At 55.7% G+C, this 21,552-nt stretch carries 17 protein-coding genes; 7 read left to right on the top strand and 10 right to left on the bottom strand.

What is annotated here, in order from left to right; translation table 11 throughout:
* Positions 1 to 32: 32 nt before the first annotated feature.
* Both rpmA and rplU read right to left on the bottom strand, forming a co-directional pair.
* Positions 33 to 287, bottom strand: a complete 255-nt coding sequence (gene rpmA, locus JYB84_RS03215) for a 50S ribosomal protein L27 (RefSeq protein ID WP_115136184.1) — start codon at positions 285 to 287, stop codon at positions 33 to 35.
* A 15-nt stretch (positions 288 to 302) separates the two neighbouring features.
* Positions 303 to 614: a 50S ribosomal protein L21 gene (gene rplU, locus JYB84_RS03210; RefSeq protein WP_207322017.1), complete on the bottom strand. Its 312-nt coding sequence runs from the start codon at positions 612 to 614 to the stop codon at positions 303 to 305.
* Positions 615 to 885: 271 nt separating this feature from the next.
* On the opposite strand from rplU, the gene ispB reads away from it, so the two are divergent.
* Positions 886 to 1,857, top strand: coding sequence for an octaprenyl diphosphate synthase (gene ispB, locus JYB84_RS03205; RefSeq protein ID WP_207322016.1), 972 nt, complete (start codon positions 886 to 888; stop codon positions 1,855 to 1,857).
* Positions 1,858 to 1,924: 67 nt separating this feature from the next.
* Here the strand turns inward: ispB and ung are convergent, their stop codons facing one another.
* Both ung and JYB84_RS03195 read right to left on the bottom strand, forming a co-directional pair.
* Positions 1,925 to 2,605 carry a uracil-DNA glycosylase gene (ung, locus tag JYB84_RS03200; protein ID WP_207322015.1) on the bottom strand — a complete coding sequence of 227 codons (681 nt, stop codon included), beginning with the start codon at positions 2,603 to 2,605 and terminating at the stop codon, positions 1,925 to 1,927.
* 139 nt (positions 2,606 to 2,744) lie between these two features.
* A complete protein-coding gene (locus tag JYB84_RS03195) occupies positions 2,745 to 3,368 on the bottom strand; it encodes a LysE family translocator (protein ID WP_207322014.1) in 624 nt (207 codons plus the stop codon).
* A gap of 211 nt (positions 3,369 to 3,579) precedes the next feature.
* Between JYB84_RS03195 and JYB84_RS03190 the strand changes: the two genes are divergently transcribed.
* Both JYB84_RS03190 and ccoG read left to right on the top strand, forming a co-directional pair.
* The gene (locus JYB84_RS03190) at positions 3,580 to 4,995 is read left to right on the top strand and encodes a sigma-54 interaction domain-containing protein (protein ID WP_207323076.1); all 1,416 of its coding nucleotides are present in this window, start codon (positions 3,580 to 3,582) and stop codon (positions 4,993 to 4,995) included.
* A gap of 162 nt (positions 4,996 to 5,157) precedes the next feature.
* Positions 5,158 to 6,561: a cytochrome c oxidase accessory protein CcoG gene (gene ccoG, locus JYB84_RS03185; RefSeq protein ID WP_207322013.1), complete on the top strand. Its 1,404-nt coding sequence runs from the start codon at positions 5,158 to 5,160 to the stop codon at positions 6,559 to 6,561.
* 129 nt (positions 6,562 to 6,690) lie between these two features.
* Here ccoG and JYB84_RS03180 read toward each other — a convergent pair whose 3' ends face one another.
* The 3 genes from JYB84_RS03180 to JYB84_RS03170 form a co-directional block, all read right to left on the bottom strand.
* Positions 6,691 to 7,419, bottom strand: coding sequence for a phosphoadenylyl-sulfate reductase (locus JYB84_RS03180; protein WP_207322012.1), 729 nt, complete (start codon positions 7,417 to 7,419; stop codon positions 6,691 to 6,693).
* A gap of 97 nt (positions 7,420 to 7,516) precedes the next feature.
* Positions 7,517 to 9,232: an assimilatory sulfite reductase (NADPH) hemoprotein subunit gene (gene cysI / locus JYB84_RS03175; protein WP_207322011.1), complete on the bottom strand. Its 1,716-nt coding sequence runs from the start codon at positions 9,230 to 9,232 to the stop codon at positions 7,517 to 7,519.
* Positions 9,232 to 11,040: an assimilatory sulfite reductase (NADPH) flavoprotein subunit gene (locus tag JYB84_RS03170; protein WP_207322010.1), complete on the bottom strand. Its 1,809-nt coding sequence runs from the start codon at positions 11,038 to 11,040 to the stop codon at positions 9,232 to 9,234. Before JYB84_RS03170 ends, cysI begins: the two co-directional genes overlap by 1 nt.
* Before the next feature lie 357 nt (positions 11,041 to 11,397).
* On the opposite strand from JYB84_RS03170, the gene JYB84_RS03165 reads away from it, so the two are divergent.
* Both JYB84_RS03165 and pntB read left to right on the top strand, forming a co-directional pair.
* On the top strand, positions 11,398 to 12,921 hold the full coding sequence (locus JYB84_RS03165) for a Re/Si-specific NAD(P)(+) transhydrogenase subunit alpha (RefSeq protein ID WP_207322009.1): 1,524 nt from the start codon (positions 11,398 to 11,400) through the stop codon (positions 12,919 to 12,921).
* A gap of 11 nt (positions 12,922 to 12,932) precedes the next feature.
* Positions 12,933 to 14,375: a Re/Si-specific NAD(P)(+) transhydrogenase subunit beta gene (gene pntB, locus JYB84_RS03160; RefSeq protein WP_207322008.1), complete on the top strand. Its 1,443-nt coding sequence runs from the start codon at positions 12,933 to 12,935 to the stop codon at positions 14,373 to 14,375.
* Positions 14,376 to 14,512: 137 nt separating this feature from the next.
* Here the strand turns inward: pntB and exeM are convergent, their stop codons facing one another.
* From exeM to JYB84_RS03145, 3 genes are all read right to left on the bottom strand, one after another.
* The gene (exeM, locus tag JYB84_RS03155; protein WP_207322007.1) at positions 14,513 to 17,128 is read right to left on the bottom strand and encodes an extracellular exonuclease ExeM; all 2,616 of its coding nucleotides are present in this window, start codon (positions 17,126 to 17,128) and stop codon (positions 14,513 to 14,515) included.
* 400 nt (positions 17,129 to 17,528) lie between these two features.
* On the bottom strand, positions 17,529 to 18,188 hold the full coding sequence (locus JYB84_RS03150; RefSeq protein ID WP_207322006.1) for a helix-turn-helix transcriptional regulator: 660 nt from the start codon (positions 18,186 to 18,188) through the stop codon (positions 17,529 to 17,531).
* Positions 18,189 to 18,440: 252 nt separating this feature from the next.
* Entirely contained in the window at positions 18,441 to 19,040 is a 600-nt protein-coding gene (locus JYB84_RS03145; protein ID WP_207322005.1) for a DUF2238 domain-containing protein, read from the bottom strand.
* A 162-nt stretch (positions 19,041 to 19,202) separates the two neighbouring features.
* On the opposite strand from JYB84_RS03145, the gene serA reads away from it, so the two are divergent.
* Together serA and ygfZ are read left to right on the top strand one after the other, a co-directional pair.
* Positions 19,203 to 20,432 carry a phosphoglycerate dehydrogenase gene (serA, locus tag JYB84_RS03140; RefSeq protein WP_207322004.1) on the top strand — a complete coding sequence of 410 codons (1,230 nt, stop codon included), beginning with the start codon at positions 19,203 to 19,205 and terminating at the stop codon, positions 20,430 to 20,432.
* A gap of 140 nt (positions 20,433 to 20,572) precedes the next feature.
* Entirely contained in the window at positions 20,573 to 21,535 is a 963-nt protein-coding gene (gene ygfZ / locus JYB84_RS03135; protein ID WP_207322003.1) for a tRNA-modifying protein YgfZ, read from the top strand.
* Positions 21,536 to 21,552: the final 17 nt, after the last annotated feature.

The raw sequence follows: 21,552 nt of genomic DNA, 5'->3' as shown, positions 1-21,552 counted from the left end.
GCGGGGCTTAGTCAGCTTAGGCTGTTTGAAGATTAGTCTTCGATGCTAACAAACTTACGGTTGTTAGGACCTTTAACTTCAAACTTAACCTTGCCGTCAGTCAGGGCGAACAGAGTGTGGTCACGACCAACACCTACGTTCACACCAGCGTGGAACTTGGTACCACGTTGACGAACAATGATGTTACCAGCCAGAACTGATTCACCGCCGAAGCGCTTTACACCAAGACGTTTGCTTTCTGAATCGCGGCCGTTACGAGTAGAACCGCCAGCTTTTTTATGTGCCATGAGTCAGACTCCTAATTAAGCGTTGATAGCAGTGATTTTAACTTCAGTGAACCACTGACGGTGGCCCATCTTCTTTTCGTGGTGCTTACGACGACGGAACTTTTGGATAGTTACCTTTTCGCCGCGGCCATGGCTGACAACAGTAGCAACTACTTTGCCGCCTTCAACCAGTGGAGCACCCACTTTCACGTTTTCGCCATCAGCAACCAGCAGAACTTGATCGAACTCGATGGTTTCACCGGTAGCAACTTCAATTTTTTCCAAACGAACTGTATGGCCTTCAGCAACACGGTGTTGCTTACCACCACTTTGAAAAACAGCGTACATAGCTATTTTACTCCGAAATTCCTAACACGCCGACTCACAGGTAGAGCTGGGGTGCTATAAAAACTTTATTGACAATGGGCGCGGATTTTACGCGAAGAATCCAGTACTGGCAAGCCCTAATTGGCAAAGATCAAAAAAAGATCCCTATCCTTCGCACATCCGACCCGCAATGGCTGTCATGTGTGATATTTTCCGGTAAAATCGCATCTATTATAACACTTAAGCCTAACTCGGGGCAGCAGACCCTCTGTCCTGTAACCAGAGTCTATATATGGATTTAAATGCCATTCGTCAGCTGGCTGATGCTGACATGCAGGCAGTCAACCAATTGATCTATACGCAGCTCGAGTCAGACGTTGCCCTGATCAACCAACTTGGCTTCTACATTATAAATGGTGGTGGCAAGCGTCTGCGGCCCTTGCTGTCGGTGCTGGCAGCCCGCGCCGTGGGGTATGAAGGTGACAAGCACACCAAACTGGCCGCCATTATCGAGTTCATTCACACCGCCTCACTGTTGCACGATGATGTGGTGGACGAGTCCACCCTGCGCCGTGGTCGGGAAACCGCCAATGCCCTGTTTGGTAACAGCGCCAGCGTCCTGGTGGGTGACTTCCTTTATACCCGTTCCTTCCAGATGATGACCGAACTGGACAGCATGAAGGTGCTCAGGGTATTGGCCGATACCACCAATGTCCTGGCAGAAGGCGAAGTGCTGCAACTGATGAACTGCAATGACCCCGACACCTCGGAAGAGAGTTATATGCGGGTGATCTATTGCAAGACGGCCAAGCTGTTTGAGGCCGCCACCCGCCTTGGCGCTGTCCTGGCAGGTTGTGATGAGACCATTGAGCTGGCGCTCGGCGAATATGGTAAATACCTGGGCACAGCATTCCAGCTTATCGACGATGTGCTGGATTACACCAGCGACGCCGAGGAGCTGGGTAAAAACATAGGTGACGATCTCGCCGAGGGTAAACCCACGCTGCCACTGATCCATGCCATACATAATGGCAATGACACCGAAAAGGCACTGATCCGTGGCGCCATCGAAAAGGCCGATGGCACAGATGCCATCGAAGAAATTCTGAGCGCCCTCAAGCGCTGCGGCTCCCTGGAGTACACCAGGGCAATGGCCGAGGCTGAGGCGGATAAAGCCATTGCCTCACTGGCACTGCTGCCACAGAGTGATTTCAAGACAGCCCTGGAATCCCTGGCACGGATTGCGGTTTCCCGCAGCAATTAATATCCGCTTGCCCCATAAAAAACCTCGCACTGCGAGGTTTTTTTATTTGTGAGACTTAATTTTGCACTTATTTTTGTGCTCGGGGTTGCCAGTGGATGGGACTGTGCCCCTGTTCCTGCAACATACTGTTGATCAATGAGAAGTGGCGACAGCCGAAAAAGCCCCGATAAGCGGACAGCGGCGAGGGATGGGGGCCGGAAATGATCCTGTGCCAGGGTGCATCTATCACCTTACCCTTCTTGATGGCATGGCTGCCCCAAAGCACGAAAATAATAGGCTCTTTCCTGGCATTAAGGGCCTTGAGCACATTTGTGGTGAAGGTTTCCCAACCCGCCTTGGCATGGGAATGGGCCTTACCCTGCTCCACCGTCAGCACTGTATTGAGCATCAATATCCCCTGCTCGGCCCAGGATTGCAGAAAGCCGTGACTCGGGATCTCAAAGCCCGGAATATCGCTGGCCAACTCCTTGTACATATTGACCAGTGACGGCGGAGGCTTGATACCCGGCTTAACCGAGAAACACAGCCCATGGGCCTGCCCTTCGCCGTGATAGGGGTCCTGCCCCAGGAGCACCACCCGCACCTTATCCAGGGGCGTATGCCTGAAAGCACTGAACACTTCATCGTGGGGCGGATAAATTTGCTTGCCACTGGCGCGCTCGGCATCAACGAATGCGCTCAGCTGCTGAAAATAGGGCTTGGAGGTTTCTTCCGCCAACAAGGCATCCCAATCCTGAATAAGGGCCATTTGAATTTCCTGCTGCACAATTCACTCTCTTTAAGACGGCCACAGCTTACGGACTGCCCTTGGCTGACGCAATAAAAAGCCGCCCCGGGGCGGCCTTTTGTTCAAGAATTCACGTGTCCACTTACCCGAGTAACCCGAGTTACCCGAGCAGTTGGGTCCAAATCACCCTCAGCCCCAACAGAATCAGTACCACGCCCGACAGGCGGTCAATCAGAGCCGCCCTTGCCCTCAATTTCGGCAGCAATTGCGGATGGGACAGCATCAGCGCCACCAGGGTATACCAAAGCCCATCCACCAGCAGTGGCGTCAAGACTATCACAGCCTTGCCACTGCCTCCGGCGGAGGCCAATACGAACTGGCTGAACAGGGCCAGGAAAAACAGCAGGATCTTGGGATTAAACAGGGAAATGGCCAAGCCGTCACGGGCCGCCTGCAACAGGGAGCTCGACTTGCCCGCAGCCAACTTATCGGCCATACCGCCCTTGGAGCGCAGTGCACCAATTCCCATCCAGATAAGGTACATGGCACCGAGCAAGGCTATGCCATTAAACAGCAGCGGCGCTTCCTTGAGGGCGACGGCCAGGCCCAACAGGGTCACCAGGGCGTAAACTCCAATGCCGATGGAATGGGCCCAGGCACAGACTATGCCGTGCAACCTGCCGCCCCCCAGGGTATGACGCACCACCATGGCCAGACTGGGGCCGGGTGACATGGCCCCCAGACAACAAATGGCCAATAACCCCAACCAAATACTGAAACTCATACACGCCCCTGTAAACTTGCTGCTGTCGGTGTCTTAATCCGCACCTAGAGAGCGGCCACTATACCCCAGAGCCTCGGCGGCAATGAAGCGCTTGTTTGCTCCGGATATCGAATCACGATATTTCGCGACCATGAAGCCGCCAAGGGTGACAGCCACGGTCCTGCTGCCTATACTCGGCCTATTATTACGCCTGAATGCCTGCCCTTTGCTTATGTCCCAAACCGACAGTTTCCTGCCAGAAAACCGCCTGCTGCTCAACGCCGTCAGCGAAGGTATCTATGGCTTTGATCTTAAAGGCAACGCCGTGTTTATAAACCCGGCCGCCGAGCGCATGACCGGCTGGAGCGCCGACGAACTCTTGGGGCGCAAAATTCACGACTTTCACCATCACAGCCACGCCGATGGCAACCCCTACCCCCACGAGGAGTGCCCCATCTATCAAACCCTGAAGGATGGCAAACCCAGGGAAATCAGCTCCGAAGTGTTCTGGCGTAAGGATGGCAGCTGCTTTCCCGTGCACTACAACTCCACCCCAGTGTGGCAGGATGGCAAGCTTAAGGGCGTAGTCGCGATATTTCGTGACATCAGTCTGCAAAAACAAACCGAACTGTCGCTGCGGCAGGCCTTGGAACAGGTGCAGGCGCTGTCGGAGCAGCTGGCCTCGGAAAATTCCTGGTTACAGGCCGAGCTTGAGGACAAAACCGGTCATCAGCAGATCAGTGGCAACAGCAGCGCAATCCAGCAGCTGCTGAAACAGCTGCGCCTGGTGGCCAATACCGACAGTACAGTACTGATCCAGGGTGAGAATGGTACTGGTAAAGAACTGGTTGCCCGTCAGCTGCACCGTCTCAGCGCCCGCCGGGATAAACCCATGATCAGTGTCAACTGCGCCGCCTTTTCGGCGTCCCTGCTCGAAAGTGAGCTGTTCGGTCACGAAAAAGGTGCCTTCACAGGAGCCAGCCAAAGACGCAAGGGCCGCTTTGAGCTGGCCCACAAAGGCACCCTGTTTCTCGATGAGGTGGCGGAGCTGAGTCTCGAAGCCCAGTCAAAACTACTCAGGGTCATTCAGGAGCAGGAATTTGAGCGGGTCGGCGGCAGTGACAGCATCAAGGTGGACATACGGCTGATTGCCGCCACCCATCACGATCTGCAAAAACGGGTGGAACAGGGGCTGTTCCGCATGGATCTGTATTATCGCCTCAATGTCTTCCCCCTCAGAGTGCCGGCACTGAGGGAGCGGCGGGAAGACATTCCCGAGTTGGTGCAGCAAATGCTCAAAAGCCTGTCACAAAAACTCGGCAAACCCTTGGCCGGAGTCGACGGCGACAGCCTGCAGCAACTGATGCATTATTCCTGGCCCGGCAATGTGCGCGAGCTGCAAAATCTGCTGGAGCGGGAAGCCATTCTGACCCACAGTCCCATTATCAGCCTGGCGCCCTTGACCCAGTCCTCCTCCGGCCCCCGACCAGGGCAAACCCTGGCCGAGGTGGAAGCGGCGCACATTCAGGCCACACTGCAAGCGTGCCAGTGGCGCATATCGGGCCCCATGGGAGCGGCGGCCGCGCTGGGATTGCCGCCAAGCACTCTGAGATCGCGGATGCAAAAACTCAAGATCCGTCGCCCCTGAACCGCCACCAAGTCACGATATATCGCCTTAATCACGATATGTCGTGACAACTCAAGCCATCACCAAGCAAGTTTTTAATATTAAACAATAACTTAAATAGCGAGATTTCCTGGCACGTCACTTGCCTTATGAGGGGGCATCCAAAGTTAATCAGGAAGTCCCATGGTCAAGCAGTACAGTCCAATCACGGAATCCATTCCGGTCATTCACATACCCACAGCACCGCAAACCGCCCCGGCCCAGCGCAATACAAAACTTCACTTTCGCAGCCAGAGCGGGCGCTTCAACCGCTGGCGATGGGGGCTCAATACCCTGTTGATTGGGCTGTTTTTTCTTTTGCCCCTAATCAACTACCAGGGTCGACAGGCCATCTGGTTTGATTTGGCCAATCAGCAATTTTACCTCTTTGGTGCCAGCCTCTGGCCCCAGGACTTTACCCTGCTGGCCTGGGTTTTTATCGCCGCCGCCTTCGCCCTCTTCTTCGTGACCCTGTTCTGGGGCAGGGTCTGGTGCGGTTTTTTATGTCCGCAAACCGCCTGGACCTTTATGTTCGTCTGGGTGGAAGAAAAGTTTGAAGGCAGCCGCAACCAACGTATTGCGCTGGACAAGGCGCCCATGAGCCTCGGCAAGGCCGGAAAACGCGCCGGCAAACACAGTGTCTGGTTGCTGCTCTCCCTGCTGACGGGCTGTGGCTTCGTGGCCTATTTCGTGCCGGCCAGGGAGCTGTACACAGCCATATTCAGCTTCAGCGCTGCCTTTTGGGATACGGCCTGGGTGTGGTTTTTCGCCCTGTGTACCTACCTCAATGCCGGCTGGATGCGGGAAATGATGTGCCTGCACTGCTGCCCCTACGCCCGGTTTCAGTCTGCCATGTTTGATGACTTTACCCAGACGGTCACCTACGATGCCGCCCGCGGCGAAGCCCGTGGCCCACGCAAGCGTAAACAGGCGACCGAACTGGGTGACTGCGTCGACTGCAACCTTTGCGTAGAGGTTTGCCCCACCGGCATAGATATACGTAACGGCCTGCAATACGAGTGCATCAACTGCGGCGCCTGTGTCGATGCCTGCAACCAGACCATGGACAAATTCGGCTATCGCCCCAATTTGATTTCCTATACCAGTGATACCGCGCTTAAGGGTCGGAGTCAGCCTCTGTGGCAACGCAAACGTTTCCTGGGCTACGGCCTGGCGCTATTGGTCGTGCTGGCCATGCTGGTACTGGATCTTCAGACCCGCGAGCTGATCGACCTCAACGTAATCCGCGATCGCCAGAGCCTGTACCGGGTGATGGACGATGACAGTGTGGAGAACAGTTATGTGCTGAAGATCCGTAATAAGACCCAGCAGGACAGACACTACAGCATCGCCGCTGAGGCCAACCTGCCGCTGACCCTGTCACAGCAAGAGGTGTTTATTGCCGCCGGGGAACAACTGGAATTGCCGCTGACGGTAAGGGTGAAACCGCCCATTCAGCAGCCAAGCTATCAGCTGCGTTTTGTGGTGACGGACAGCCTTGATACACACCAGACGGTCGGCCAGACATCGGTTTTTTTCAGCCATTGAGCAGTGCCGGAACGGCGGGGGAGCCGTGCCAAAGCCTTAGGGAATGAGTTGCGATAAACATGGAGTAAGTGCCAATAAAAACGCCGGCGATAGCCGGCGTTTTTTTAACTTTAAGTGATTCATATGCAACTAGATATCGTAGTGCAGACCGCATTCGCGCTTGAGGCCGTTGAAGCGGGTTTCTTCTTCGGTCATCCCAAGCTCCAGCGGCTTGGTGGAATGGGTATCGCCCACAGATACATAGCCCTGCTCCCACAGTGGATGATATGGCAGTTCATACCTGGTCAGATACTGATGCACGTCTTTGTTGCTCCACTCTATGATGGGCAACAGCTTGTAACGCTTGCCGTGGATGGCCAACACAGGCAGGGCTTCCCGGGTGGAGGCCTGACTGCGGCGCAGCCCGGCAAACCAGGTGCCCACTTCAAGCTCATTGAGGGCCCGCTGCATGGGTTCCACCTTGTTGAGCCTGTTGTATTGCTCAAGCCCGTCGAGTCCCTGTTCCCACAGCTTGCCGAAGCGCGCTTCCTGCCAGGCCGCCGTCATCGGGGCGCGGTACACCTTAAGGTTAAGCTTAAGGCGCTCGGTCAGTTCATCGATAAAGCGGTAGGTTTCCGGGAACAAATACCCGGTATCGGTCAGCACCACAGGAACATCGCTTTTTACCTGCGTCACCAAATGCAGCATTACCGCCGCCTGGATACCAAAACTGGAGCTTACAATATGCTCGCCGGGTAATTCACGCAGTGCAAATTCAACCCGCTCGGCAGGCGTGGCCTTGGCCAGCTGTAGATTGATGTCCGCAAGCGCGGCCGCTTGCTCGGCTGCGTCCAGACTAAGTAAATCGTGATAATTCATGCTTATCTCCAAGGGTTCTGGCGTCGCTACACGTCTTGGCACCGGCCATCGGGCCGCCAAAACAAACGGGGGAAGCTTTGCTTCCCCCTGACTGGTCTCAGGCGTGGAAGTCGGTTTTACTGACTTTCACTTCGGCAACAACACCCACCCGAATAACAAAATCACCAAAACATTCACCTGGGTTACGCTCAACTGACCAGCGGCCAATCAAGGTATCCAGTGCAGCCAGAATTTCCGCTTCGGCTACGTTATCCAAATACAATTTCGGAATACGGGTACCCGCAGTGTTACCGCCCAGATACAGGTTGTATTTGCCAGGACCACGGCCCACTAAACCGGCTTCTGCCAACATGGCGCGGCCGCAGCCATTCGGGCAACCCACGACGCGCAGGATGATATGGTCGTCCGCAATGCCGTGCTTGCTCAAGATCCCTTCAACGTGGGTGACCAGCGTTGGCAGGTAACGTTCGGCTTCTGCCATCGCCAGCGGACAAGTTGGCAGTGACACGCAAGCCATCGAGTTTTTACGCTGGGTGGTCACGTTATCCAACAAACCATGATTGCGCGCAAGCTGCTCAATCTGCGCTTTATCTTCGGCAGCAACCCCTGCGATGATCAGGTTCTGGTTTGCCGTCATGCGAAAATCGCCTTTATGCACTTTGGCAATTTCAGCAACGCCCGTTTTCAGCGGCTTACCCGGGTAATCGAGCAGACGGCCGTTTTCGATAAAGAGTGTTAAATGGTGCTTACCATCAATGCCTTCCACCCAACCAAAGCGATCGCCACGGTGGGTAAATTCATAAGGACGGCTTGGGCCAAAGGCCACGCCAACCCGTTGTTCCACTTCTGCTTTGAAAGCGTCAACGCCGATACGATCTATGGTGTATTTGGTTTTGGCATTTTTCCGGTTAACCCGATCGCCGTAGTCACGCTGCACTGTGACCACGTGCTCTGCGACTTTCAGCACATGCTCAAGACCGATAAAGCCCAAATCTTCTGCCCGGCGCGGATAAGTCGCTTTATCGCCATGGGTCATCGCAAGGCCGCCACCAACCAACACGTTAAAACCAACCAGTTGGCCATTTTCAGCGATAGCGACAAAGTTCAAGTCGTTGGCGTGGACATCGACATCGTTATGCGGTGGGATCACCACAGTGGTTTTAAACTTACGCGGCAGGTAGGTATCACCCAGCACCGGCTCAGTTTCCGTGGTTTCTACTTTTTCTTCGCCCAGCCAAATCTCGGCATAGGCGCGGGTTTTTGGCAGCAAATGTTCAGAGATTTTTGCAGCCCACTCATAAGCTTGCTGGTGCAACACCGATTCCACAGGGTTTGAGGTACACAGCACGTTGCGGTTTACGTCACCGGCGGTGGCAATCGAGTCGATGCCAATTTTATTCAGCATCTGGTGCATCGGCTTGATATCCGGTTTAAACACGCCGTGGAACTGGAAGGTCTGGCGGGTGGTTAACCGAATTGAGCCATACATGGTGTGCTCGCGGGCAAATTCATCAATCGCCAGCCATTGCTCAGGCTTGATAATCCCGCCGGGCATGCGCGCCCGCAGCATCACATTATGCAGCGGCTCCAGCTTTTGCTCCGCGCGCTCAGCACGTAAATCGCGGTCATCCTGCTGATACATGCCGTGAAAACGCACCAACATGAAGTTATCACCGGTAAAACCACCGGTAATTTCGTCTTTTAAATCTGTGGTGATAGTGCCACGCAAATGGTTGCTTTCAGCCTTCAGACGCTCGTTATCAGACAGCTGGCCCTGCACCTGCAGCTCAGGTTTAATTGGATATTGGCTCATTAATAAACATCCTTCTGATAACGTTTGCTCGCGCGTAACTCTTCAAAATACTCGTCTGCTGCTTCGTCAGACAAGCCACCGTGGGTTTGGGCAATTTGTAATAACGCCTGATGTACATCTTTCGCCATCCGGTTGCCGTCACCACAAATATATAAGTGCGCACCTTGTTGCAGCCAAGACCACACTTCGGCGCCTTTGGCTGCCAGTTTATCCTGCACATACACTTTTTGTGCTTGGTCGCGGCTAAATGCCACATCCAGGTGGGTTAACACGCCACGCTTCAAGTAGTCTTGAAGCTCCACCTGATATAAGAAATCACGGGTGAAATGCGGGTTGCCAAAGAACAGCCAGTTTTGGCCGGTCGCACCTGCGTTATCACGCTCTTGCAAGAACGCCCGAAACGGCGCAATACCGGTGCCGGGGCCAATCATCAACACTGGCGTATCGGGGCTTGGCAGGCGGAAGTTGTCGTTGTGTTCAACAAAGACTTTCACCGGCTCACCTTCGGCTAAGCGCTCAGCCAAGAAGCCAGAGGCACCGCCTAAATGGGTGCTGCCAAAAGCATCGTAACGCACCACACCAACGGTTAAATGCACTTCTTCGCCCACTTCGGCTTGGCTTGAGGCGATGGAATACAAGCGTGGCTGCACTTTGCGCAGGCTGTCCACCAGCTGCTGTGCGCTGATGTTGGCAGGGTTTTGCACAATCACATCGGCACTTTGTTTATCGGCCAGATAAGCGCGCAGCGCGTCCTTGTCTGCGCCAAGCGCCTGCAATTCGGCATTGTTGCTCGCCTCTGCGTACTTGGTCACCAGCGACGGGTAAGCCTGGGTGAGCTCCAGCTCGTCGGTTAACGCCGCTTGCAGGGTTAATGTCTGGCCAGACAGTTCAACTTGCTCGCTGCCAGTTAAACCTGTGGCGGCCAGCACGCTGGCGACAAGCTCCGGTGCATTGCGGAAATATACCCCTAAAGCATCACCCGGCTGATAGGTCAGGCCGGAGCCTTCCAGCGAGATCTCAATATGACGCACGTCTTTGGTGGAATTACGCGCCGTGATCTTTTGATTAACACTTAACTCAGCTGTCGCTGGGTTTTCCTTATCATACTGGCTGTGGCTAGCCGCGGTGCCAGTCGCACCTGGCCATGCAATCACTCGCTCGCTACCGGCGCCTGATGCTTTAAGCAGCGGTGTAAACACATCTAAGGCTGCTTCCTGCCAGTTTTTCGCACCCTCGGCATAATCGACGTCAAGCAGGGCTGGCTCATACAAGCGTTTTGCACCTAATGCAGCCAGTTGGCTGTCAAAGTCAGTGGCGGTTTTGCAGAAAAACTCATAGCTGGTATCGCCAAGGCCCAACACGGCAAATTGCAGCTGCGGTAACTTCGGTGCTTTTTTACCAAACAGGAACTTATAGAAACTAACAGCGCTCTCGGGTGGCTCGCCCTCGCCATAGGTCGAGGCAACAATTATCAGGAATGTTTCTTTTGCCAACGCATTCGTTTTATACGAGGCAATATCTTGTAACTGCACAGCTAAGCCACGGCCTTCTGCCGCCGCTTTGATTTTACTGGCCACGCCTTTGGCATTGCCGGTCTGCGATGCGTAAAGCACCGTTAAAGTCGCGGCTTCCTGGGCAGCTGGTGCTGCAGCAAAAGCCCCCCCAGCGGCAGATTGCGCGCTTGCCGCCAGATAACCACTGACCCAGGCCAATTGCACGGCATTGAGCTCAAAGGTCAGATTCTTGAGCTTGTCGACCTGCTCGGCACTGAGCGGAGACGCGAGAGAGGATAATTCTTTTAACAGCATGAGGACGACCCAGTGACATTTTATTGCATGCTAGCTTAGTGCCCTTTAGCTCAAGCAAAAAAGAATAAATATTAATTTTTAATTCGTTTTAGGAATATGCAGAGTGGAAAATTTAGGCTACAAAAGTGTGTCCTGTCGCAAAAAATTTGCTCCGACCAGTGGCTTAGCTCGTCACATGAACAAAATACACTTGTGTAACAATACAGACTTGCCACAATGGCTTTTGCCTGTCGGGGCGCAAATAAGCTTGCCCGGAGAGCCTGGACGCCCCAAGAAGAACAGGCGCCGCTCCCCGGAAACAAGCGGCCCGCCCCAGGACACTGTGCCCAACATCTAATAATTCATCAGGGATTTGTCATGCAGATTGGAATACCGAGAGAAAGTCTCGCCGCCGAGACCCGGGTCGCTGCGACCCCGGCAACGGTCGAGCAACTGAGGAAACTCGGCTTTGAAGTGGTGGTAGAGCGAGGCGCCGGCAAGCTGGCCAGCTTCGGCGATGCCGCCTTTGAGGCCGCCGGCGCCAAGGTGCTGGATGATGTCTGGCAGGCCGACCTGATTTTCAAGGTCAACGCGCCGACGGAGCAGGAAATCGCCAAGGTCAAAGATGGCGCTACTCTGGTCAGCTTTATTTGGCCGGCCCAAAATCCCGAACTGCTGAGCCAGCTGTCGAGCCGCAACATCAATGTGCTGGCCATGGACATGGTACCGCGCATTTCCCGGGCCCAGGCCCTCGATGCCCTGTCTTCCATGGCCAACATAGGTGGTTACCGCGCCGTGGTGGAAGCCGCCCACGAATTCGGCCGTTTCTTTACCGGACAGATCACCGCCGCAGGTAAGGTGCCACCGGCCAAGGTGCTGGTGATAGGCGCAGGTGTGGCCGGTCTGGCCGCCATTGGCACCGCCGGTTCCCTTGGTGCCATAGTGCGCGCCTTCGATACTCGCCTGGAAGTGGCGGAGCAGATTGAATCCATGGGGGGCGAATTCCTCAAGCTGGATTTCGGTGGCGAAGACGGCTCCTCAGCCGACGGCTATGCCAAGGTGATGTCGGACGAATTTATCAAGGCCGAAATGGAGCTGTTTGCCCAGCAGGCCAAGGAAGTGGACATCATAATCACCACCGCCCTGATCCCGGGTAAACCCGCGCCGCGTCTCATCACCAAGGAAATGGTGGACAGCATGAAGAGCGGCTCTGTGATAGTCGATATGGCGGCGGCCACCGGCGGTAACTGCGAATACACCAAACCCGGTGAACTCTTTGTCACCGACAACGGCGTCAAGGTCATAGGTTATACCGACCTGCCCGGCCGCCTGCCGGCCCAGTCTTCCCAGCTCTACGGCACCAACCTGGTGAACCTGATGAAGCTGGTGTGCAAAGAAAAAGATGGCAATGCCGTACTCGACTATGACGACGTGGTGCTGCGCAACATGTCGGTGATCAAGGCCGGTGAAATCAGCTTCCCGCCACCGCCAATCTCTGTGTCCGCGGCACCGGCGAAACCTGCTGCCAAGGTGCCCCACAAGAAGGCCGAGGCCAAGCCGTCCAAGCTCAAGTTTGTCCTCGCCGCCCTCGGCATCGCCGGTTTCGGCGCCGTGGCCTCCGTGGCCCCGCCGGAGTTTCTGTCCCACTTTACCGTATTCGTACTCGCCTGCGTGGTGGGCTACTACGTGGTGTGGAACGTGACCCATGCGCTGCACACACCGCTGATGTCGGTCACCAATGCCATCTCCGGCATTATCGTGGTCGGCGCCCTGTTGCAGATAGGTCAGGGCTCAACGCTCATTACCGCGCTGGCCTTTATTGCCGTGCTCATTGCCAGTATCAACATCTTCGGCGGTTTCACCGTCACTCAGCGCATGCTGAAGATGTTCCGTAAGGATTAAGGGGGTTTATCGTGTCTCAAGGACTGGTAACAGCAGCCTATATTATTGCCGCCGTGTGCTTTATTTTGAGCCTGGCGGGTTTGTCCAAACAAGAAAGCGCCAAACACGGTAACCTGTTCGGCATCATAGGTATGGGACTGGCGCTGGCCGCCACCATATTCAACCCGAATACCGCCGGGGTCGAGTGGATCATTCTCGCCATGGTCATAGGCGGCGCCATCGGCGTGCGTCTGGCACTCAAGGTGGAAATGACCGAGATGCCGGAACTGGTGGCCATACTGCACAGCTTTGTGGGTATGGCGGCCGTGTTGGTGGGCTGGAGCAGCTTTATCGACCTGCATCCCCAGGCGGTGAACGAACTTTTCGGCAAACATGAGCTTGAAGCCTTCGCCAACCTCGGCAAGCACAGCCTCGATGGCGCCATGCTCAATATCCACCTGGTGGAAGTCTTCCTCGGGGTCTTTATCGGCGCCGTGACCTTTACCGGCTCAGTGGTGGCCTTTGGCAAGCTGCGCGGCATCATCTCCTCCAAACCTTTGATGCTGCCACACCGCCACAAGCTGAACCTGCTGGCGGCCCTGGTGTCCATAGGTCTGATGCTGCAGTTTGTCCATGTGGGTGGCGCCTTCTGGCCGCTGATGATCATGACCCTTATCGCCTTTGCCTTCGGCTGGCACCTGGTTGCCAGCATAGGCGGCGCCGACATGCCGGTGGTGGTGTCCATGCTCAACTCCTACTCTGGCTGGGCAGCCGCAGCGGCGGGCTTTATGCTGTCCAACGATCTGCTGATTGTCACAGGCGCTCTGGTGGGCAGCTCGGGTGCCATTCTGTCTTACATCATGTGTAAGGCCATGAACCGCTCCTTCATTTCTGTGATTGCCGGTGGCTTTGGCAGCGACAGCAGCAGTTCCGCCAGCAGTGAGGAAATGGGCGAATACCGCGAGACCAATGCCGAGGAAGTGGCCGAGCTGCTCAAGGGCTCAAGCTCGGTGATCATCACCCCAGGCTACGGCATGGCGGTGGCCCAGGCCCAGTATCCTGTGGCGGAAATCACCCAGAAGCTGCGCAATCTTGGGGTCAAGGTACGCTTTGGTATCCACCCGGTGGCCGGTCGCCTGCCGGGGCACATGAACGTGTTGCTGGCGGAAGCCAAGGTACCCTACGACATAGTGTTGGAGATGGACGAGATCAACGAGGATTTCGAAGAGACAGACACTGTGCTGGTGATTGGCGCCAATGACACGGTCAACCCGGCGGCGATGGAAGATCCGGGCAGCCCCATCGCCGGTATGCCTGTGCTGGAAGTGTGGAAGGCCCATACAGTTATCGGCTTCAAACGCTCCATGAATACCGGCTACGCCGGGGTGCAGAATCCGCTGTTCTTCAAGGACAACACCCAGATGCTGTTTGGCGATGCCAAGGCCAGCGTTGAGGCCATCCTGAAGGCCCTGTAAGCCAATGAAAGTTAAAAAGGGAGCCCAAGGGCTCCCTTTTTATTGCCCTGTCTCTGGTGGTAAAGCCAAAGGGCAGAAATAAAAACGCCCTGCATTGCAGGGCGTTTGCTCAATCAAGCTACATCAGTCAAGACGCATCAGCGCACGCGGCGACGCAGTCCCAGCAGTGACAGCATGGCCAGGGCCAGACCGCCTAGGGCACCGCCCTTGTCTGCCGGTGCCACGGGCTCGGGGGTGACTGGCTCAACCGGGGCCGGATAGCTCAGGGCCACAATCACAGGGTCATGGTCGGAAGCCGAGAAGGCGTTCTCGGATTTGGCCAGTTCACCGGTGAATTTCTTGCCATATTCAAACAGGTTGGATTCAACCGAGTTGATGTGCCAATCCTCTATGTCCACCAGGCGCTTGGCCAGGCTGGCGTTGGCCAGGGCGTGGTCCAGATTGCCAAGCTCACCATTGTAGCTGTAGGAATAGGTATCGGCGCCGTGAGCCTGGGTGTTGAGGTTGATCAGGCCATAACCCTTTTCAACCACTGAGCCCTCACGCTCGTACACCTTGCCATTGAGCGTGGTCCAGGATGCCGTCTTGATGGCGCGATCCGAGTTCGCCGCATCATAGTCTGTCAGCACCCGCACAGGATCTTCCAGACCGTAGGCATTGAGATCGCCTATCACCAGCAGGTCGCCGTCCACATCCTTCAGGGCCTCACCGATCACCTTGGCGGCGGAGACGCGGAAGTCGTTGCACTTGCCCTGCAGGTGGGCGGGATCGACCTTGTCTTCAAAGTTCAGCCAGTCTTCCAGACAGCCCGAGCCCTTGGACTTGAGGTGGTTTACCACCACGGTCAGGGAGTCATCGTGGATCTTGAAGCGCTGTCCCAGGCTGTGACGCTGGTACTTGTCCTGGGCAGGACTGGTTTCCACTGTCTCACCACTTTGGCGGGTGGCGACACCGGCGGCGGCGTGCTGCTCCGGGGTGACAATCACAAAGGCATCCCCCTCTGGGGTCACCCGGGCGGCGCGGTACAGCATGCCCACGGTAATGGCATCTTCAGCGAAATACTTGCCGTCATATTTGTCGGCATCGGCGATTTCAACGAAGCTGTATTGGTTGCCGGTATCCTGCTGCGCGTTGAGGGCATCCACCAGGTTGCGGATGGCGCTCAGCTCACCAAAGCCGTTGTTGCCGATTTCCATCAGGCCGACGATATCGGCATTCATGGCACTGATGGCATTCACTATCTTGGTGCGTTGCAGCAGCATTTCTTCTTCGGTCAGGGCACCGCGGTTACTGCCCGTCGGGTTGGCATCGCCGCCCACCACGTCGTTGAAGAAGTTGAGCACGTTGAAGCTGGCGACCCGGATATCACCCTTGGTGGCAACACTCGGGGCCTGGGTGCGGTCGTCGCCACGCAGTATGTCACCGGCGCTGATGGTATTGGTGGCCACCAGGCGGTACTCGTTGTAGCTGTAACCCACCATGCCTTCAAGGTGGGTCAGTTGATCGCCCACCCGGATATAACCGGTTTCGGCATTGAAGTCCGGCATATAAGGCACCACGCCGTTGGCGGCCTTATAGTCGGATTCCAGGAACAGCTCATTGGCGCGGTTGGCTTTTTCCAGCGCCATGGCCTCTTCGGTCAGGGCGGGGTAAACCTGGGTCGGCTTCATCAGCGGCGCCTTGTGGGACAGCATGATGTTGTTGCGACGGGCCGCATAGTCGTAGCTGAAGGTACGGCTGACCTTGATGTCACTGCCGGCATCCAGTACCACTTTCATGCCCTCGTAGCGCTCCAGCGCTTGCTCCAGTCCTTCGCCATCGGCCACATAGAAAGGCACGGCCGCAGGAACATCACCGGCGGCGCCCAGTTCAAATTTCTTGTCGGCCTTGATGTCCAGCTGGGTCAGACCGAAGTATTCCTTCACCTTACCCTGAACACACACCTCAACGCCGGGCTGAATGGCTTCCGGGGCGGCTTCACCGAGGAATACAAATATGCCATCAGAGGTGTAGGGCGAGTTGTCGCCCTTTACGTCGGTCAGGTAGAAGCCCTTGAACAGGCTTTCACCGCGGGCACTGACCACACCGCGAACCGTGACTTCGTTGTCGGACTCAAACTTGCCTTCGGGCACCAGGGGGCTGGAAGCGCCTGCGCCCTGGATATCATAGATGGGTGTCAGTTTGGCACCGGCGCAGCTGAATGCGGGTACCTCAGGGGCGGCTGCACCTTCGAGGCTGCCAAGGCCGGCGAAGCTGTCATTAGGCAGGCTGTCCCAGTTGGCGGCGTTGAAGCTGGCGCTGGCGCTCAGGGCCGTGCTCTTGCGGGCCAGGGTGATGTCCTTGCCCCAATCCAGGGGTGTAGGTACTGCGCCCACCAGATCCACCACCACGCCGTCTTTCAGCAGGCCCACGGCGTCACCACCGTTGAAGTAGAGATCGCCAGTCATGGAGTCGGTGCCGGCCGGCAGGGTAATGGCCGCGCTTGGGTGCAATATGACCTTGATGGCCTTGGGTGCCAGGCTCTTGCCGTCCAGCAACACCATGTCCAGCGGATCTGTGGCGCCGTCTTTGTAGCGCACCAGCTTATAGCCGGTCAGATCCACGGCGGCATCGCCGCTGTTATAGAGTTCGATGGCCTTGTTATTGGAACTGCCTTCGACATATTCGGTGATCATCACATCGGCATTGGCCATCACAGGCAAAGCCGAAGCCACTGCCAGCGCTATGGCTGTCAGCTTGTTAACGTTATCCATATTTTCAACCCCTGTATTTATAATATTGTCGTTATTCTTAATTAACGAGCGGCGGGATTGTCCCAAAGATAATCAACTAAAAGAAGGGGAAAGATCACAGTTCATCAATGGAATTAAAGCGTATAACACACGGATAAATATGATCTTTTTTACAGATAAAAGAACAGTCAAATCAAGACTTAAAGATGAAAACCAATAAAAACATAAATTAAGCAGAAAACAGCCAAGACGCGATATAATCTTAATAGCCGACTTAATATATCCAGCATGGTAAATTAGATTCACACGGGCAAATTCAAACGCCGGTATTTTAATCAACAAATAACGGAATTAAATACGGTATTTAAATAGCATTGTGCACCATAAACTTGTCGATTTCATGGTACACAATGCGATTAAATCAGAGACTGAAATATTGCTGGTGATTCTGGGCCCAGCGCAATAACTCTACCCTGTTACGGGATTCGGTCTTTTTGAAAATCGAGGAAATATGGGCCTTGACCGTGTGCTCGCTGATACACAGGTTATCGGCGATTTCCCTGTTGCGGGCACCGCTGGACACCAACTGGATTATGGTGCGCTCGCGATTGGTAAGGGACTGCAGCGCCGCCAGGCTGTCGTGGGTCTGGGATTCGCGGCTATCGAGCTTTTTAACCAACTGCCGGAACACCTTGCTGATAAGCGGCCGCTCGAACCACAGCTCATCGGCCACCATCTTGCGCAGCCCGGTGAGCATAAGGTCGAGACGCTGATCCGCATACAGCAGACCACGGATCCCCATCAAGAGGGCGGCCTCGGGCTCCAGGGCACTACGGTCCACGTGATACAGGGCCACGGGTACATGCTGAACCAGGCGACTGGCCAGCAAGGGAATGCCCTGGTTATCCAGTGCCGACCCTTTTTGGGCTATCAGATAAAACGCATTGGGATTACCGCTGGGCTCCAGCTCAGCGGCGTGACGTACCACCCGGGTCTTCAAACCTATGGACTCGGCCAGCATGGCCAGATGGCAAGGGGCTGCGACCTGATGAACAAAAATTAGCTCATTGATGTTACTCATCTGCTTTTCTCCCTGAAAAGTCTCTTATGGTTTTGTGGCATTACTCAGGTAATTCTGTGGCCAACATTCCATGTTCTGGCCTTTATAGTTAATTCTGTTACTCGGGCTAGATTGTGCTGCCGGCAAAGCATAACTCCATCAGTCCAAAGTATGATTCTGACGAGCTTGATAAACACCCAAAGGCTAAGCCGTTGAATCACAATCACTAGTTGGATTTTATTTGAACTGTCACAATAGAAGCAATTGATAATATTAGGTAATTTTTTGCAACTGACGGTCATGCATACGGTTAAACAGCAGCAATGCCAGCATGCCACCGAGCAGCGCCATCAGCATGTCGGACTGGGTGTCCCAGACATAACCCTGGGTGCCGAGAAACGCCTCGGCACTGTCCCCGGTGGCTACCGCCACCCACCATTCGATAAGTTCATAGAAGGCCGACAGGGCCAGCACAAAACACAGACACAGGAAATGACACCAGGCCCCGGGTTTCACCGCCTGCTTTCGCAGCATGATTTCCCGCGCCAGTATTACGGGTACAAAGCCCTGGGCCAGGTGCCCCAGCTTGTCGTAATTGTTGCGTTCGCTCCCCATCCACTGGGCCAGGCTGTCAAACAGCGGCACCTCGGCATAGGTATAGTGGGCACCTACAAACAATATGCTGCAGTGCAGCAACACCAACACATAGGCCAGGGGCGTCAGAGGAAAGCGTTTGCGGGTCAGGGCCAGCAGCGGCAGGGCGACGAGTGCAGGTACCGCTTCTAAAAACCAGGTAAAACCATCGTGGGGTTGGTAAAGGGACCAGAGCAAGATTGCCAGGTAGCTGCCCAGCCATATTAAGGGTTTATACAAAGAACGGACCTCTTATACGATATTGTTCTAAAATTGGAATAAACACTTTAGCCGTCCAGCCCTCCACAGCAGGTTAAAAAAATGCTAATTTGTGCTGGCAGTTGGCAGTCAGCATAGCACATAGCATAAGCATAATTCCTAAAACGAAGAGGGTATCAACAGATGGCGAAACACTCGCTGGACAAGGATAAAATCAAGATCCTGTTGTTGGAAGGCGTCCACCAGTCTGCGGTGAATGTATTCGAGCGCGCAGGTTACACCAATATCGAGTATCACAAGGCCTCCCTGGCGGAGGATGAGCTGATCGCTTCGATTAAAGATGCCCACTTTGTCGGGATCCGCTCCCGCACCCACCTGAGCGCCGAAGTGCTGGCCAGGGCCGAGAAACTGGTGGGCATAGGCTGCTTCTGTATCGGTACCAACCAGGTGGACCTCAAGGCCGCCGAACTGGCCGGTGTCCCTGTGTTCAACGCCCCCTTCTCCAACACCCGCAGCGTTGCCGAGCTGGTACTGGGTGAGATCATTATGCTGATGCGCGGCATACCCCAGCGTAACGCCCTGGCCCACCGCGGTGGCTGGCTCAAGAGCGCCAACGGCAGCTTCGAAGTGCGCGGCAAGACCCTGGGTGTGATTGGCTATGGCCACATAGGTACCCAACTGGGGATCCTGGCGGAAACCCTGGGTATGCGGGTGGTGTTCTTCGATATCGAAGACAAGCTGCCGCTGGGTAATGCCCAGCAAATTCACTCCATGGAGCAACTGCTGGCCCAGGCCGACGTGGTCAGCCTGCACGTACCCGAGACCCCACAGACCAAGAACATGATCGGCCCCGAAGAGCTGGCCACCATGCGCAAGGGCAGCATTTTGATCAACGCTTCCCGCGGCACTGTGGTCGACATTGATGCCCTGACCGCCGCCCTCAAGGAAGAGCATCTGGCCGGTGCCGCCATCGACGTGTTCCCGGTGGAGCCCAAGTCCAACACCGACGAATTCATCAGCCCCCTGCGCGGCCTCGACAATGTGATCCTCACCCCGCACGTGGGTGGCAGCACAGAAGAAGCCCAGGAAAACATAGGCATCGAAGTGGCCGGCAAGCTGGCCAAGTACTCGGACAACGGCAGTACAGTGTCTGCGGTGAACTTCCCCGAGGTTTCCCTGCCGCTGCACAAGGGCACCTCGCGTCTGCTGCACATACATAAAAACCGCCCCGGTATTCTGATCAAGATTAACCAGGCCTTCTCCGAGAAGAGCATCAACATCTCGGCCCAGTACCTGCAAACCACCGCCGAGATAGGTTACGTGGTAATGGAAGTGGACACTCACCAGGCCGAAGAGGCCCTGGAACAAATGAAGGCCATCGAAGGCACAATCCGTACCCGCCTGTTGTACTGATAAGCTGGGCATGGTTAAAAGGGGCGCCAATGGTGCCCCTTTTGTTTTTGCCGCCGCTCTTTGCTTCTGCCCCTTTAATGTCAGACGCTTAATCCGCTACAATCCGGGCATACTTGCCGTTATTTCCAAAGGAATCCGCAATGACCTTCACAGTATCCCAACCCCAATGGTCACTGGACAGCCAGGGCCCAGCCCTGGGGCTGTGCCTGCTTAACCACCTGGGGCTTATCCGCATCAGCGGCGAGCAGGGCCGCAGCTTTATTCACGGTCAGGTGACCGCCGACATCAGCTCTCTGGCCAGCGACGCCTGGTGCTGGGGTGCCCATTGCGATCCCAAGGGTCGCATGCTGGCCAGTTTCCGCGCCTTTTCTCTGGGCGATGCCCTGGCGCTGATGATGCCCCGCAGCGCCCTGGAAATAGACCTGCCGCAACTGAAGAAATACGCCGTGTTCAGCAAGGCCGAACTGGTGGATGCCAGTGGCGACTGGACCCTGCTCGGGGTGATGGGCAGCGAGGCCAAGGCCTTTGTCGAAGCCAAATTCGGCCCCTGTGACTCGGCCTTGACCGCCCTGGAGCAAGGCGCCGTCATCCGGGACAAGGCGCGCTACATCCTGGTATTGCCCAAGGCCGATGCCGAGGCCCTGGTGGCCGGCAGCGGTCAGCCTCTCTATGACGCCAGTGCCTGGCAGGCGCTGGAGATCCGCGACGGTTACCCCAACCTGGCGGCCAACCATGCCAACGAGTACATACCGCAGATGTGCAACCTGCAGGCGCTGGATGGCATCAGCTTTACCAAGGGCTGCTATATGGGCCAGGAAACCGTGGCCCGCACCCATTACCGCGGTGGCAACAAGCGCGCCCTGTACGTGCTGTCGGGCACGGCAGCCACCAAGGTGCGCCTGGAGAGCACACTGGAAATCGCCGTTGAAGGGGGCCATCGCAAGGCGGGTAACATCATAGAAGTGGTACAGCGCGACAACCAGGTGCTGCTGACGGCCGTGCTGGCCAACGACACCCCGGCCGATGCCCTGCTGCGCCTGGCGGACGACCTCGGTGCCGAGCTGCGTCCCCTGCCCCTGCCCTACAGCCTTGAGCAGGCCTAACGCGGCAAACTCGAAAA

The organism is Shewanella cyperi (genome assembly GCF_017354985.1).
GTDB classification, from domain to species: domain Bacteria; phylum Pseudomonadota; class Gammaproteobacteria; order Enterobacterales; family Shewanellaceae; genus Shewanella; species Shewanella cyperi.
The sequence above is the reverse complement of the archived record's forward strand: the minus strand, read 5'-3'. Positions and strand labels throughout refer to the sequence as shown.

What these genes read in the sequence shown, in the direction of transcription:
- rpmA (WP_115136184.1), bottom strand. Translation starts at nt 287, where the DNA reads ATGGCACATAAAAAAGCTGGCGGTTCTACTCGTAACGGCCGCGATTCA.
- rplU (WP_207322017.1), bottom strand. Translation starts at nt 614, where the DNA reads ATGTACGCTGTTTTTCAAAGTGGTGGTAAGCAACACCGTGTTGCTGAA.
- ispB (WP_207322016.1), top strand. Translation starts at nt 886, where the DNA reads ATGGATTTAAATGCCATTCGTCAGCTGGCTGATGCTGACATGCAGGCA.
- ung (WP_207322015.1), bottom strand. Translation starts at nt 2,605, where the DNA reads ATGGCCCTTATTCAGGATTGGGATGCCTTGTTGGCGGAAGAAACCTCC.
- JYB84_RS03195 (WP_207322014.1), bottom strand. Translation starts at nt 3,368, where the DNA reads ATGAGTTTCAGTATTTGGTTGGGGTTATTGGCCATTTGTTGTCTGGGG.
- JYB84_RS03190 (WP_207323076.1), top strand. Translation starts at nt 3,580, where the DNA reads ATGTCCCAAACCGACAGTTTCCTGCCAGAAAACCGCCTGCTGCTCAAC.
- ccoG (WP_207322013.1), top strand. Translation starts at nt 5,158, where the DNA reads ATGGTCAAGCAGTACAGTCCAATCACGGAATCCATTCCGGTCATTCAC.
- JYB84_RS03180 (WP_207322012.1), bottom strand. Translation starts at nt 7,419, where the DNA reads ATGAATTATCACGATTTACTTAGTCTGGACGCAGCCGAGCAAGCGGCC.
- cysI (WP_207322011.1), bottom strand. Translation starts at nt 9,232, where the DNA reads ATGAGCCAATATCCAATTAAACCTGAGCTGCAGGTGCAGGGCCAGCTG.
- JYB84_RS03170 (WP_207322010.1), bottom strand. Translation starts at nt 11,040, where the DNA reads ATGCTGTTAAAAGAATTATCCTCTCTCGCGTCTCCGCTCAGTGCCGAG.
- JYB84_RS03165 (WP_207322009.1), top strand. Translation starts at nt 11,398, where the DNA reads ATGCAGATTGGAATACCGAGAGAAAGTCTCGCCGCCGAGACCCGGGTC.
- exeM (WP_207322007.1), bottom strand. Translation starts at nt 17,128, where the DNA reads ATGGATAACGTTAACAAGCTGACAGCCATAGCGCTGGCAGTGGCTTCG.
- JYB84_RS03150 (WP_207322006.1), bottom strand. Translation starts at nt 18,188, where the DNA reads ATGAGTAACATCAATGAGCTAATTTTTGTTCATCAGGTCGCAGCCCCT.
- serA (WP_207322004.1), top strand. Translation starts at nt 19,203, where the DNA reads ATGGCGAAACACTCGCTGGACAAGGATAAAATCAAGATCCTGTTGTTG.
- ygfZ (WP_207322003.1), top strand. Translation starts at nt 20,573, where the DNA reads ATGACCTTCACAGTATCCCAACCCCAATGGTCACTGGACAGCCAGGGC.